The sequence below is a fragment of the Streptomyces sp. NPDC107581 genome, assembly GCF_055657175.1.
In genome coordinates this window covers 194,335-207,166 of the sequence record NZ_JBVKBH010000001.1, presented here as the reverse complement: position 1 = coordinate 207,166, position 12,832 = coordinate 194,335, and the positions used below count along the sequence as shown (strand labels likewise).

Annotated in this window: 11 protein-coding genes and 1 pseudogene; 8 read left to right on the top strand and 4 right to left on the bottom strand. The window is 69.3% G+C overall.

Annotated elements, in window-relative coordinates:
* The first annotated feature begins 4 nt into the window (after positions 1-4).
* Positions 5-1,522 carry a LacI family DNA-binding transcriptional regulator gene (locus ACZ7P3_RS00995; RefSeq protein WP_472078231.1) on the top strand — a complete coding sequence of 506 codons (1,518 nt, stop codon included), beginning with the start codon at positions 5-7 and terminating at the stop codon, positions 1,520-1,522.
* A gap of 195 nt (positions 1,523-1,717) precedes the next feature.
* Complete coding sequence (locus tag ACZ7P3_RS00990; protein WP_472078230.1) at positions 1,718-2,569, top strand: hypothetical protein; 852 nt, start codon at positions 1,718-1,720, stop codon at positions 2,567-2,569.
* Positions 2,570-2,633: 64 nt separating this feature from the next.
* Here ACZ7P3_RS00990 and ACZ7P3_RS00985 read toward each other — a convergent pair whose 3' ends face one another.
* A complete protein-coding gene (locus ACZ7P3_RS00985; RefSeq protein ID WP_472078229.1) occupies positions 2,634-3,089 on the bottom strand; it encodes a hypothetical protein in 456 nt (151 codons plus the stop codon).
* Positions 3,090-3,332: 243 nt separating this feature from the next.
* Positions 3,333-3,842, bottom strand: a complete 510-nt coding sequence (locus tag ACZ7P3_RS00980) for a hypothetical protein (protein ID WP_472078228.1) — start codon at positions 3,840-3,842, stop codon at positions 3,333-3,335.
* A gap of 990 nt (positions 3,843-4,832) precedes the next feature.
* Here ACZ7P3_RS00980 and ACZ7P3_RS00975 point away from each other — a divergent pair.
* From ACZ7P3_RS00975 to ACZ7P3_RS00965, 3 genes are read left to right on the top strand one after another with little or no spacing between them, the layout of a single operon-like run.
* A complete protein-coding gene (locus tag ACZ7P3_RS00975) occupies positions 4,833-5,594 on the top strand; it encodes a hypothetical protein (RefSeq protein ID WP_472078227.1) in 762 nt (253 codons plus the stop codon).
* Between the two features lie 26 nt (positions 5,595-5,620).
* Positions 5,621-6,118: a hypothetical protein gene (locus tag ACZ7P3_RS00970; RefSeq protein WP_472078226.1), complete on the top strand. Its 498-nt coding sequence runs from the start codon at positions 5,621-5,623 to the stop codon at positions 6,116-6,118.
* 59 nt (positions 6,119-6,177) lie between these two features.
* A complete protein-coding gene (locus ACZ7P3_RS00965) occupies positions 6,178-6,414 on the top strand; it encodes a hypothetical protein (RefSeq protein ID WP_472078822.1) in 237 nt (78 codons plus the stop codon).
* Positions 6,415-6,821: 407 nt separating this feature from the next.
* On the opposite strand, the pseudogene ACZ7P3_RS00960 reads toward ACZ7P3_RS00965, so the two are convergent.
* A pseudogene (locus ACZ7P3_RS00960) lies at positions 6,822-6,977 on the bottom strand (glycerophosphodiester phosphodiesterase family protein); the annotation flags it as partial.
* 297 nt (positions 6,978-7,274) lie between these two features.
* Positions 7,275-8,096 (bottom strand): helix-turn-helix domain-containing protein, encoded by an 822-nt coding sequence (locus tag ACZ7P3_RS00955; RefSeq protein WP_472078225.1) that lies wholly within the window; start codon positions 8,094-8,096, stop codon positions 7,275-7,277.
* Positions 8,097-8,413: 317 nt separating this feature from the next.
* Here ACZ7P3_RS00955 and ACZ7P3_RS00950 point away from each other — a divergent pair, with 317 nt between their 5' ends.
* The 3 genes from ACZ7P3_RS00950 to ACZ7P3_RS00940 all read left to right on the top strand — a co-directional run bounded on the left by ACZ7P3_RS00950 (position 8,414) and on the right by ACZ7P3_RS00940 (position 12,769).
* Positions 8,414-8,629 (top strand): hypothetical protein, encoded by a 216-nt coding sequence (locus ACZ7P3_RS00950; RefSeq protein WP_472078224.1) that lies wholly within the window; start codon positions 8,414-8,416, stop codon positions 8,627-8,629.
* Between the two features lie 90 nt (positions 8,630-8,719).
* Positions 8,720-10,921, top strand: coding sequence for an iron-containing redox enzyme family protein (locus ACZ7P3_RS00945; RefSeq protein ID WP_472078223.1), 2,202 nt, complete (start codon positions 8,720-8,722; stop codon positions 10,919-10,921).
* Positions 10,922-12,769: a carbamoyltransferase family protein gene (locus ACZ7P3_RS00940; RefSeq protein ID WP_123513543.1), complete on the top strand. Its 1,848-nt coding sequence runs from the start codon at positions 10,922-10,924 to the stop codon at positions 12,767-12,769.
* Positions 12,770-12,832 lie beyond the last annotated feature (63 nt).

The window sequence follows — 12,832 nt, the reverse complement described above, 5'->3', positions numbered from 1 at the left end:
ACACATGGGTTTCGGCGAGAAGCGCGGAAACTACTGGCGCGGCCGGTACAAGATTGCGCCCGGCAAGCACCTCACCGTCGTCGGCGAGGACGGCAAGCCGCTCAAGTTCGCGACCAAGGGCGAGGCCCAACGGGCAGCAGCCGAGGCGGAGAACAAGTTCCGGCGGGGCGACTGGCGTGACCCGGCGCTGGGCCAGGAGACCTTCGGCGAGTACGCGAGCCGCTGGTACGCCGCCCAGGACCTGGCCGCCTCGACGATGCAGAACTACAGGCGCCACATCGAGGAGCACCTGCTCCCCGAGTTCGAGGACAAGGCGCTCGCTGGCGTCCTGCGCACGGACGTGGAGCTGTGGGAGAAGAAGGAACGGGCCGAGTACGCAGCTTCCAGCGTCAAGACCTGGCGCTCAACGCTGCACTTGATCTTCGAGGACGCGATCGACGAGGGCCTGCTCACCTCCAACCCGGCAGCAAGGCGGCGCGGGCGCGGCAAGCGCGCCGGCCGTTCTCGTGACCGCGGCCCGGAGAAGGTCGTCACCGACGCGCTCGGCATCCTGCTCACCGCTGAGCGGGCCGCGCTGCTCTCCGGCCGCGACGATGAGTTCGTCGCCGTGGTCCTCAAGGGGTACACCGGCAAGCGCTGGGGCGAAATCGTCGGCCTGGAAACGGAGTTCGTGCGCCACAACGCGTTCAGAGTCGAGTGGCAGCTGTACGAGCTGGACAGCGGCGAGCTGGTGCGCTGCCCACCCAAGGACGACAGCTACCGCACCATCGACGCGATGGACTGGCTGTCCGCCCTGGTCTTCAACCACATTGCCCGTACGAAGCCGACGCCGTGCCCCTGCCACGGCAGGACGTACGTTTTCCGAGGCCAGGGAGCAGCGCGCACCGGCGGCCACCAGGGCGCGAAACTCATCGACGTCGCCCGCCTCGCAGAGGTGTCCACGGGGACGGTGTCCAACGTCCTCAACCATCCCGACCGGGTGCGGGAAGACACCCGAGTCCGCGTCGAGCAGGCGATCGCCGACCTCGGGTTCGTACGGGGCGGCACCACGTCGGAGCATGCAGCCCACTGGCGCCGAAACGGCTTCGCCACCTGGCTGTTCACCCCAGCGGTCTCAGGCTGGTATCCGAAGAAGGCACCCCAGGAGGCCCGCCCGGTGCCCATCCTCGGCGAGCCGTGGCCCGGCATCCCGGCACGGGGACGGGGCGCGAGCCAGCGCGCGGACGCCTGCTGGCTCCCCATCGCCAAGGGCCTTACGCCCCACGGCCTCCGTCACACGCACCGGACGATGATGGAGGACCTCGGCACCGAGAAGGTCCTCATGGACGAACGCATGGGACACATCGACGGCTCGGTCTCCGCGCGCTACGCCCACGTCACGGCCGGCATGCGCCAGCGCCTCCTGCTCGGGCTGACTGACCGGTGGGAAGAAGCGCTGGACGCCCGGCTCGCGATGTGCCCCACGTCTCCGGTGCGCGTGCTCAACGATCTCCTGCGCGCACGCGCCAACTCCCTGAGGTAGTTCCGCGGTGCCCCGCAGCACTGTTGCGGGGCACCGCGGTCCTCATCTCCTACGAGGTGACCCCGTCGCCCCAGACACGAACCATTTCTCCCGGCCGGCCTTGCCGCGCCCTCTGATCCACAGCCGCTATCCGACTAGGAGTACGCCCTGAAGATCCACCCCACCGCAGACAACTTCCCGATCAGCGAGGACGAGTTGCTCGACCTCGCCGAGTCCATCAAGGCCCAAGGCCAGCACCACCCGATCGTCCTCGACACCGACGGAACCCTCCTCGACGGCCGCAACCGCCTCGCCGCCTGCAAGATCGCTGGTGTCGAACCCCGCTTCACCACCTACACGGGCAACGACATCATGCACGTGATCCTGAGCGGCAACCTGCTCCGTCGGCACATCAGCAAAGGCCAGCAGGCAATGATCACCGCCATGGCTTGTTCCGTTTCGGGACACTCGCTGCGCGAGCAGGCCAAGCTCCACGGACTCAGCCGCAGCCGCCTGTCCGCCGCCAACGTCGTCCTCAACTACTCCCGCCACCTCGCCGAACAGGTCCGCACCGGAGAAATCAGCCTCGACACCGCATACCGCACCGCCCTCGAACACAAGGCCCGGACCGCCGCCCTCCTAGAGCAGAACGACCGCCTTCGCGAGCACGCCCCTGATCTCGCCGAGCAGGTCACCGACGGCTTCCTCACCCTCGATGACGCCATCAGTACTCTCGACGAACGCCAAGAGGACGAACGACTTCAGCGCCATGTGCGCGCCGCCGACGCCATCCGCCTGGCTGACGGTGACACCGCCCTGCCCCTCGCTCAGCTCGTCGAACAGGGGGACGTCACTTGGCGCCAGGCACACCAGCGGGCCGAGGAATTCCTCGTTCAACGACGGGACACCATCAATCAAGCGCGCCAAGCCCTGCAGCTGATCGCCGATACGTGGGCCAGCGTCCAAGATCTTGCCGCCCGGCGCGACACCCCTTACGCGCGAGACATCCTCGACGGCCTCACACCCGAAGCCCGCTCCCTCGCCCAAAGCCTGACGGCCCTCGCTTAACAGCGACCTCGCCCTGAGGAGGAAGGGAGACATCTGATGTCGGCGGTGCCGTCCTGGCGCCGGGTCAGCAGCCCGCCATCTTGCCGTAGGCGATCCAAATCTCGCCCTTGTTGTTGAGGCTGACGTTCCCGCTCTTGTGCAGCCCGGTGTACTTCCCGCGGTACTTCCGCAGCTCGCCGACGGGCGACTCCAGCGTCATGTAGGGGGAGTCGGGCTTCCAGTCCCCGGAGAACTTCGCGTAGACCTCGTTGGTCCCGTCGGTGCCGCTCGCCCAGCAGGCGCGGGAGCCGGAGTACAGTACAAGGTTGCCGTCGTACTGCATCTCCAGGCGGTAGCCGCCGTTCCGGAGACAGTGGCCGGGGATGAGTCTGTCCGTGAACGATGTGCCGTCGTTACGGCACCCCTCCGCATGGTACGCAGCGTCTGAGGGAGCAGCCGTGGCCTGCCCCGCCGTCGTGGCCAGAGCCACCGCCAAGAGGTTCGCTGCGGCGATCGCGCAGGCGCGGAAGGCTGTCCTCATGTTTGTTCCGCCTGTTCTTGTAAGCGTTTCAAATGCCCGATACTCCGGATGCAGACAGTACTTGCACGCTCACGCCAAGTTGCCGAGATCGCTCAGTCTCACCCCTGCGTGTGTGCACGGCGCGGTCGGGCAAGGGGTGGAAGCTGCTCCTGAGGTCGCGTTGTACGCGGAGACCTAGCTGATCAAGGTCTGAGCCGACTCGGCACGTCCGGGGTGACACGGTCGCCCTGACCTACCGGGGACTCAAGGACTAGAGAGCTTCGGCGGTATGGCCGGAGCGGGAAGGCCGAGAAGGCGGGCGAGGGCGGCTGTGACGGGGGCGCACTGGTCGGGCAGGTACCTGGCGGACCAGTCGCTTGCCAGCGTGAGGAAGTCGGTGAGGTCGTGCTCGACACCGGTGAGCAGGCGGCGGAGCTCGGTTGCGGACAGCTTGATCACCGGACTGTCGGCCTGATCGGCGTTGACGGTGAGCCGGACGGTGTCGCCGAAGCGCTCCGCGATTGGTGACACGGGGTCGTGGCCAAATCCGAGCAGGCTGCCGTTGTCGACGAACTGGTGCCAGTCGCGCCAGGTCTCCAGGCCATCGCAGCAACTGGGCAGGAAAGTGACGCCCGTGGAGTTGTCGGTGACCCGCAGGCCCCCGGCGACGATGAGATCCTCGCAGGTCAGCATCCCGTGAAGGAACGAGTCAAGCGCGGCGGCCGAGAGAGGTGGATGATCGCCGTCGGGGCCGGTGTCGTTGTAGCTGGACAAGGCCCTGCGCTCGCGCGTGCGGGCGACTACTTGGCCAGCCGGGCGAACTCGGATCAGCCTCCGCAGACTGAACGTGCCCAGGCGGCCCACGCTCGGTCCACATCAGGCAACCGCGGGACACCCCCAGCTTCGCCTCCGGCACCGCCCGCATCGAATCCGGCCGCCCCAGGTCGCTCCCGCTGACGCCTGTAGCACCGAATCTCGGCGGCACCAAAACGGTCAATCGCCGGATCCTCGTGGAACGTCGCTGCCCCAGCGCCTGCGGCTCTCGCCGTCGGTTGCTGGGGCACCCGTCACGGAGAAGAAACCACATGCACCCCGACCAGTTCTCGGTCTCCCTCCCGCAGGAGACTGCAGCCGTCACCGCACACACCAGCCCCCATCTCCCTCTGCACGCCAATGCCGACACCCCGGAACGGGAGCACGGGTACGGACACCTCACGGTCCCCCTTCGGCAGCGCGGTCTGGAGTGCACCGTCGAGTACGGCCTCAGCGACTACATCGTCCACGTCGGGCTCCCTGACGGTAGTTCGTTGATCATCTCGCCACCCCAGGAGCCGTCGGCCGGCCATCCGCCCGGACATCCCGATAGCTGGCTGGTGACCCGCGGGCATCCCGACGACTCCACAGTCCACGAAGTGATCTACGACTCGGAGCCAGACGGTCCCCACTCCCGGTACGGCGGCAGTGTCCCGAAGTTGCTCGCCGCCGTCGACGCGCGTCTCGATCAGCTCGACGTGCCTCCACGGCCGGGCTCTGACTCGCCGCGCGTGACTGCTGCCCTCGCGCTCTCACCGAACGCTCAGCGCACGAGCCCACCACCACTGCCAGCGGCTTCGGCCGTGCGTCCCGCGCTGACGGCCCCCCATCCCCCGTCCGTACCCGGTCGCTGACCGCTTCCCGCCTCGGAGTGCGCCATCTCCTGCACCAGCAGAACCACCACGACCGTCGACCGCCCCGGCCCCCGAGCTTCCACCGGATGGATCTTCCATGCCCAGCCACTACGACGTGTTGCCCGATCTGGCCTTCGGCCGCCACCCCGTCTACGGCATCGTCGCCGCGAGCCCGAAGAACCTCGCAGCCAGCACATGGATGCTGAAAGGTTTCGACTTCCACCCCGTCCCAGACCAGCCGACGCTGTACGCGCTGGCCAATCAGAACCGTGACGGGGAAGGTCGTACGACCCGAGCAGTCGAGCTGCTACGCAAGGCTGGCTACCGGGTCGATGTGGACGCCGCGCTCGGCCCCTCTCTGGCACACGATGCAGCACCCGTACGCGGCCAGGGCCCGAATGGTGAACCTGACGTCGCCATCGCCGAGCACCCGCGACTCGGCATCGTGGCCGCCACCAGCGACCACTCCTCCTCGCTCGGCGGTCGACTCGTCCTGGAGGAACACGGCTGGCGGCTGAACCTGGATCTGGACATCTACACGCTGCCCACCACCGTCGACCGCAGCGAGGCCCTGGAGAAGGTCGCGAGCGCCACGGTGTCGATGCACCGATCCGATCTCCAGGTCGCAGTGCAGCCCCGTCTCGCCCAGGACGTAGCAGCGCGCCACCCTCCTGCACCCGCGCCGGCAACCCGCCACGAGCGCGGTCAGGGCTTCACCACCCGCAAGTCCCCCATCAGCGCCGCCGCGCTCGCCACCAGCCCAGCCCGCGCCGGCCTCCAGGGCAAGGCGCCGGTCCCCGCGTCCGCTCCGGCGGCTCGGCCGGTCGACCCGCGCATCGCGTTCTCCCGCAGTCGCTGACCCAACTTCCGTAAGGAGCAGTTCCCATGGCCGTGAAGACCATCTGGCAGATCACCCACTCATGCGGCCATCAGGCCGAGCGCGACCTGTCCGACCGGGCAGCCGACCGTCGCGCGGGCTTCGCCGAATGGCTCGCCAAGCAGGAGTGCACCGACTGCTGGCGGGCCGCCAAGGAAGGCGACGAGCAGGACAAGGCCGCCTGGCTGGAGGCCAAGCGGGCCGAAGAGCAGGCCGAATCCGAAGCCTGGTCACAGCAGTACCGGATGCCTCCTCTGGAGGGGACCGAGCGAGCGGTCCCCTGGGGTGTGCGCTGTCGCCACCAGGTCCTGGCCGCTGCCTACACCGCCCTGGTCCTCGAAGGCGAGACCAGCGAGACCGAGTGGGAGGAGATCGAGGGGGCCGCTCGCACCATCACCCGTGCCGGCTGGTGGATCGACCAGCGCTCCTCCGAGCCCGACGACCTCACGGAACTGCTCCAGGCCGCCACCGAAGCCGACCGGCCGACCGAGAACCGCCACTTCTGACCGACCGGTGCCCCGCCTCGGCGGGGCACCAGCTCCTCTGTCAAGGACCTGGATACCCCATGCCCGAGTACCCCCTGCGCTGCGATGTGCGGCGCACCGAGAGCACCACGGATCTCCTCGGCCGCCTCCACGCCAGCGAGCCAGGCTTCGCCCCCTACCTACTCACCGCCTGGTCCCCGGAGCTGGCCGCCCAGGAGACCGTCGTCCTGCCGCACCTGGCACTGCTGCGGGACACCGACGAAAGTGTCCTGTTGATCTCCAGCAGTCGGGTCGCACCCTCGCGGAGATCCGCGTAGGTGGAGCGTCCGGCGCCCAGAGCCTCATATAGGAAAAGGCCTTGCTCGGTGTCACAGTTGACGTCGACGACCGGTGAGTCGGTCGGCTGGAGATCCGCCCAGAGCAGCGACGCCATCAGCGCGTGTCGGACCGCCTCGTGCTTCTTGCACGTGCGGTCGGCCACGGCGGCCGTCTCCAGCGCGTGAAGGAAGGCTTCCCTTCTGGCCGACGCGGGGGCGGCGGAGATGGTACGGCCTGGATGATGCGCTCGATGTCCGCCTTCCGGTGATGTCCAGCAGGAAGCTCCCCGCCGCGCTCTCGCAGGTCCGGGAGCTGGGCGTCCAGCGTCGATATCCGAGTTCCCTTGTACTCCGGCGTGAACCAGGACCCCGCTTCCAGGGCGTCGATCTCCGACCGCGGTCAGCTTGCCGATGTTGCCCTTGCCGTTGGTCGTCCGGTCCACGGTTGCGTCGTGGACCACGTAGAGGCCGCCGTCCCGGCTCCGCCGGACATCGTTTTCGATCCGGTCCGCTCCGGTCTGGCGCGCTACCTCCCCCGAGATCAGGGTGTTCTCCGGGAGCAACGGCGGACGCTCCTCGGTGAGCGATCACCTCGGGTACGGACGGCACGAAGGCGGTCGCGGACGCCGTGTCCCGGTCGGTCACCAGGAAAGCGGCGGTCGCCACCGCGGCGAGGGCCGCAGCGGATGCGGCTGCGACGCTGCGTCGTCGGCTTCGTACAGGAGCCACGCCGGCGGACCCTCACACGGTGCCCGAGCCGGCCACGCTTGCAGCCGATGCCGTCGGCGGAACCGGTGGGCCCTTCCAGGATTGCTCCGCCTCGGCCCCATTTCGGAGACCGGTGGCCTCGGAAGCGGACGTCAACACGCTTCCGCGACCGGTGGGTCGCCGTTCTGCTCGTCGAGGAAACCGCTGCGCGCGATCCGGTAGGCGAGCTGGGCGCGGCTGCGGCTGCCGAACAGGTCGGAGGCCCAGCGCATGTGATTGGTGACGCTCCGCAGGCTCATGCCGAGGCGGGAGGCGATGACCGCGTCCGTGTGGCCCTCGATCATGAGCTGGAGCACCGCGCGACGGATGTCGTTGGTCACCGACGGGATCACGTGGCTCATCGCTTCGGAGTGGATCGGCGAGGCGCGCTGCCAGGTGTGGTGGAAGACGCCCACCAGGTACCGGACGACCCCTGGATGCTCGATGGCGAGGGCGAGGTCGCTGCGGACCGCTTCGGGATCCGGGACGAACGCGACCTCTCGGTCGCAGATGATCAGGCGGTCGAAGACCTCGTCCACCGTGCGGATCTCGCCGCCCGCCTCGCAGATCCGTTCCGCGTAGGCCAGCGTCGGCGAGTGGGACCGGATGGTGTGCTGATAGAGGGTCTTCTGCCGGATTCCGCGGCCCAGGGCGCTGAGGTCGTCGGCGAGGGCCGTCTCCAGGAGCTCCTGCGGGCGTCCGCCGCCGGGCTGGGCGGTGAGCAGCTCCCGCCGGCAGGAACGGACGGCCGCCGAGAGTGTCGTACTGATGGCCTCGGCTCCGCGGATCTCACGGATGAGGCGCGCCTTCCCCCAGACCTGGCTGTCCAAATACACACGCTCCGCCTCGAACACCGAGGCCCGCATGGCCTCCAGAGCGCGCTGCTTCTCCTGGATCGCCTCCTCCAGGCGGCCCATCCGGGCCGAGGTCGCCATCCGAGGCGCCAGGGGTGTGTACTCATCGTTCGACAGCCTTCTGACCAGGTCGAACTCCAGCAAACAGCGCGGTGGTTCCCCCTTCGGGGGCGTGTCACCGAGCAGATCGGAGTAGTACCGCAGACCCGTCTCGCAGAGGTCTCCGGATGGATCTCCATGGTTTGTGCACATATGTCCCCCCTACGTGTTTGCGCATTGCTTGTTCATGCTGCCAAATGCAACTCACTGGCTTGAAACCGCACCTCATGATGGTTGAAGTCCCGCCGGGGGATCCGCTGACAACACGCGGACCGGGGACGACGAAAGCAGAGGTTGACATGTCCAAGCTGTGGCTTCGCCTTGCCCTGAGCGCCCAGGCCGTGCTCGTCATCGCCGGTCTCGTCGGTGCGGGCACCGGCTCCCTGTCGGTCGCCCTCCCGGGCGACTCCCAGTGGGGAAGCCCCGCTCCGCAGGACTCCCAGTGGGGAAGCGCCGTCCTGCGGGACTCGCAGTGGGGAAGCCCCGCTCCGCAGGACTCCCAGTGGGGTGCGTGATCGAGCACGGCGGTTCGACGGAGCTCTGAAGTCCGTCATGTCGCATGCCATGGCCAACGTCATGGCCAACGTCATGGCCACGGAAAAGGGATGGGGGAACAGGCAGTGTGGCGGAGACTCTACGCAGAGGCCGTAGAGCCCGAGGCGCTCTTCGAGGTGTCGCAGGTGCGCACGCTCATGGAACAGGTCGCCGGGCCGGAGCGCGAACAGCGGGACACCGGCACCTCTGACCGGATCCTGAGCGAGGTCGAGCGCCAACGCGAGGACGTGCGGCACGCCGACCAGCTGCGGCTGGCGGCCCACGAGAGCCCCGAGGCCCTCGACCTGGTGATCCGCGGCCTCCTGGTGGAGGCGCTCCCGATGGCGTCCGTGCTCGGCGTCTGCCTTCAGGGGCTGAGCGCGCCGGGCGTCTTCGAGGACGACCTCCAGCTCCAGGCCCTGACGCTGCTCGCCGACGACATCGGTGTCGGAAGGCCGCGGGCCTCCCGGTACGACGAGTACCGGCTGCTCCTGGAGCGCGAGTTGCTCCACGAGCACTCGCTGCCCGCCGAGGAGCTGGCGAGCGTGGCGGACATCGACGACGCGCTCTTCGCCCTCCCCGCCGTCCTGCTCGCGATGAGCCGGCGCAGTGACGCGTTCTTCTTCGAACTCGTCGGCGCGGACCTCGTCTGGCGCTCGTTGGGCCTGCTCCCGGCCTTCGCCGCCCTGCGCCCGTACCGCGAGTCGGCCATCGACTGGTCCCGGCTCGACCCCGGCACCGCCTCGGGACAGACCGGCCTCGACGACCCGAAGGCGTTGTCCGCGCGCCTCGCCGGCCTGTGTGCCGACGAGGTGCCGGGCGCCGGGGAACGCGTCGCCCAGGGCGCGGCATGGATGGCGAGCGCGCTGGACCGCTGGAGCTCCGCGCTGCTCGACCGCTGCGCCGCCGCCCTGGAGCCCGAGCGCGCCCTGGCCGAGCTGATCCGGCGGCGCGCCCGCGAGGCGGCCGTGTACCACCATGACTTCACGCTCGGCGACCGGACGCTGGCCCAGTGGTTCCGCGAGGCCCAGACGGAACCGCTGCCGCTGGTCAGGGCTCTGGCTGGCAGCAAGCTCGTGAGGCCGGGCGACCACGCGCGCAGCCCCCTGGTCCGCGGACTGATCGGACCGCGCGGCCGGATGTTCCGCATCTTCACCCCTGAGGACGTCAACGTCATCAACCGGTGGATCGACAGCCTCCCCGCCGCTCCGGACGACGACACGGCCGACGCTCCGGTCACGGGCTACCCCGCGCCGGCCCCCCGCCCGGCCTCCGCGCCGTCCCCCGGGGCGGCCGAGGTGGCGATGGAACTGCGCGAGGCGTACTACCAGCTCCAGGGCCGGGCGCTGTCCCCGTGGAGCCGGGCCTACGCCGTGGACTACGTACAGGCCTGGCTGCGAGCCAGCCGCGAGAACGTCGACCGCGACGGCCGGGCGCTGCCGGCCGCGTGGCCCCGGGAGGGCCTGCGGGCCTGGCTGCTGGACCAGCACGACCAGCACGACCTCGCCTTCACGGAGTCGGACCCGGGCGCGCTGCCCTCGCGCGAGGACATCGTCGACTCCACCGTGCAGCTCGCTCCGCTCACCCTGATCGACGGTGCCTGGCTGCAGGGGTTCACCGACGTCCACCTGGCATCCTCACGGGTCGGCTTCCCCCTCTTCGAGATCTACTGGGACGAGCTCGGCAACGGAGAGATGCCGCTCAACCACCCGAAGATCTACCGGGACGGGCTGCGGCAGATGGGCGTCGAGCTGCCGCCCACCGGCAGCCGGGAGTTCGCCTACGACGAGCGCGTCCGCGAGGAGTCGCTGCGTCTGCCGGTGTACTGGCTGTCCATCGGCAAGCTGCCCCGGACGTTCCTCCCGGAGATCCTCGGCCTGAACCTGGCCATGGAGCTCTCCGGGGTGGGGGGCAGCTACCGCAGCGCCCGCCGCTTCCTGAAGCACTACGGCTTCAGCACGCACTTCGTCGACCTCCACAACACCATCGACAACGTGTCGACCGGGCACTCCGCATGGGCCGCCGAGGCCATCGACACCCATCTGCGCCGGATCACGACCGCCGAGCCCGAACGTCTCCGGGCCGAGTGGGAGCGGGTACGCGTCGGCTACGCCTCCCTGGCCACCGTGCCCCCCGAGGACGACGGCCCGATGGCCGCGCTGCGGAGCTCCCTCCGACGGCTCCTCCCCACCGGTGTCGCCTCCCGGACCGGACAGGGCGTCCCCGCGCCCCGGCCCTCGATGCACCACCCCGCAGTGAAAGTGATCGGATAGATGACCTCGTACATCCTCGGAATCTCGGCCTATTACCACGACAGCGCCGCCGCGCTCGTCAAGGACGGGGTCGTCGTCGCCGCCGCGCAGGAGGAACGTTTCACCCGGGTGCGGCACGACTCCTCCTTCCCCCGGGAGGCGATCCGGTACTGCCTCGACCACGCCGGAATCGACCTGAGCGACCTCGCCCAGGTCGCGTACTACGAAGACCCCGGCCTCAAGTACGAGCGGGTGCGCTCGTCCTTCCGCAGCTCCGGCCCGGGCGGCTTCCGCGCCTTCAACGCCGTGTACCCGCAGTGGCTGCGCTGGAAGCGGAACGCGCTCGACGAGGTCGAGCGGGAGCTGCTGACCCTGGGCCGCGGCACCCCGCCCACGCCGCGGGCGTCCCGGCACCACCGCTCCCACGCCGCCTCCGCGTACTTCCCCTCGCCCTTCGAGAGCGCCGCGGTCCTGACCGTCGACGGCGTCGGCGAGTGGCAGACGACCACCCTCTGGCACGGCCGGGGGGACTCCCTCGAACTGGTCAACTCGATCTCGTACCCGCACTCCCTCGGCATGCTGTACTCCGCGTTCACCTACTACTGCGGCTTCAAGGTGGACTCCGGCGAGTACAAGCTGATGGGTCTGGCCCCGTACGGCGAACCCCGCTACGCCGACCTGATCCGACGCGAACTGATCAACCTGCGCCCGGACGGCTCCTTCACGCTGAACCTGAAGTACTTCGAGTACCTCAAGGGTCGGCGCATGGTCGGCGCCGCCTTCGAGAAGCTCTTCGGCGGGCCGATCCGCGAGCCCGAGGGACCGCTGACCCAGCGCGAGTGCGACCTGGCCGCCTCCGTGCAGGTCGTCACCGAGGAGGCCGTCCTCGGCCTCGCCCGGCGGGCGGCGGAGCTCACCGGTGAACGGCGGCTGTGCCTGGCCGGCGGCGTCGCGCTCAACTGCGTGTCCAACGGCAAGCTCAGCGAGTCCGGCCTGTTCGACGAGATCTGGGTGCAGCCCGCCGCCGGTGACGCCGGCTGCGCGCTCGGCGCGGCGCTCAGCGCGGCCGTTCCCGTCTCGGGCCGCCCGCACCTGGGCGTCCTCCGCGACGGGATGAGCGGATCGCTGCTCGGGCCGGGTTACGAGGACGAGGAGATCCGCGACTTCCTCACCGGGAACGGCTACCCGTTCACCGAGCTCACCGACGACCCCGAGTCGGCCGCGAGCGTGTACGCCGCCACGGCCGGGCACCTCTCCGAAGGCGCCGTGGTCGGCTGGTTCCAGGACCGCATGGAGTACGGGCCCCGGGCCCTCGGCGCCCGGTCCATCATCGGCGACCCGCGGAACGCCGAGATGCAGAAGACCATGAACCTCAAGATCAAGTTCCGTGAGTCCTTCCGGCCCTTCGCGCCGGCGGTGCTCAGCGAGGACGTGGAGAAGTACTTCGACCTCCGGATGGAGAGTCCGTACATGCTCATGGTCTCCCGGGTCTCGGACCACATCGCCGTGCACCGGGGCGAGGACGCGGCACGCCCGGGCCTCGGCAGCATCAACGAGGTGCGCTCCGACCTGCCGGCCATCACCCACGTCGACCTCTCGGCCCGGGTCCAGAGCGTGGACGAGGACCGCAACCCCGAGTTCACCAGGCTCCTGCGCGCCTTCAAGAAGGAGACCGGGTGCTCCGTCCTGGTCAACACCTCGTTCAACGTGCGCGGTGAACCGATCGTCCGGACGCCGCAGGAGGCGTACCAGTGCTTCATGCGCACGGGCATCGACGTCCTCGTCCTCGGCCGCTTCCTGCTCGTGAAGGCGGACCAGCCGGAGTTCGTCGAGGCCGTCGACTGGCGCGAACTGGTCCCGCTCGACTGATCCGGTCCCGCGCCACCGCCGGCTCCCGCCCTCGGCCGGCCCCCACCGTTCGCGATCCAGGAA

Bases quoted from the DNA above. Each gene is read 5' to 3' on its own strand.
- ACZ7P3_RS00995 (WP_472078231.1), top strand. From the start codon at position 5: ATGGGTTTCGGCGAGAAGCGCGGAAACTACTGGCGCGGCCGGTACAAG.
- ACZ7P3_RS00985 (WP_472078229.1), bottom strand. From the start codon at position 3,089: ATGAGGACAGCCTTCCGCGCCTGCGCGATCGCCGCAGCGAACCTCTTG.
- ACZ7P3_RS00975 (WP_472078227.1), top strand. From the start codon at position 4,833: ATGCCCAGCCACTACGACGTGTTGCCCGATCTGGCCTTCGGCCGCCAC.
- ACZ7P3_RS00970 (WP_472078226.1), top strand. From the start codon at position 5,621: ATGGCCGTGAAGACCATCTGGCAGATCACCCACTCATGCGGCCATCAG.
- ACZ7P3_RS00965 (WP_472078822.1), top strand. From the start codon at position 6,178: ATGCCCGAGTACCCCCTGCGCTGCGATGTGCGGCGCACCGAGAGCACC.
- ACZ7P3_RS00955 (WP_472078225.1), bottom strand. From the start codon at position 8,096: ATGGCGACCTCGGCCCGGATGGGCCGCCTGGAGGAGGCGATCCAGGAG.
- ACZ7P3_RS00950 (WP_472078224.1), top strand. From the start codon at position 8,414: ATGTCCAAGCTGTGGCTTCGCCTTGCCCTGAGCGCCCAGGCCGTGCTC.
- ACZ7P3_RS00945 (WP_472078223.1), top strand. From the start codon at position 8,720: ATGGGGGAACAGGCAGTGTGGCGGAGACTCTACGCAGAGGCCGTAGAG.
- ACZ7P3_RS00940 (WP_123513543.1), top strand. From the start codon at position 10,922: ATGACCTCGTACATCCTCGGAATCTCGGCCTATTACCACGACAGCGCC.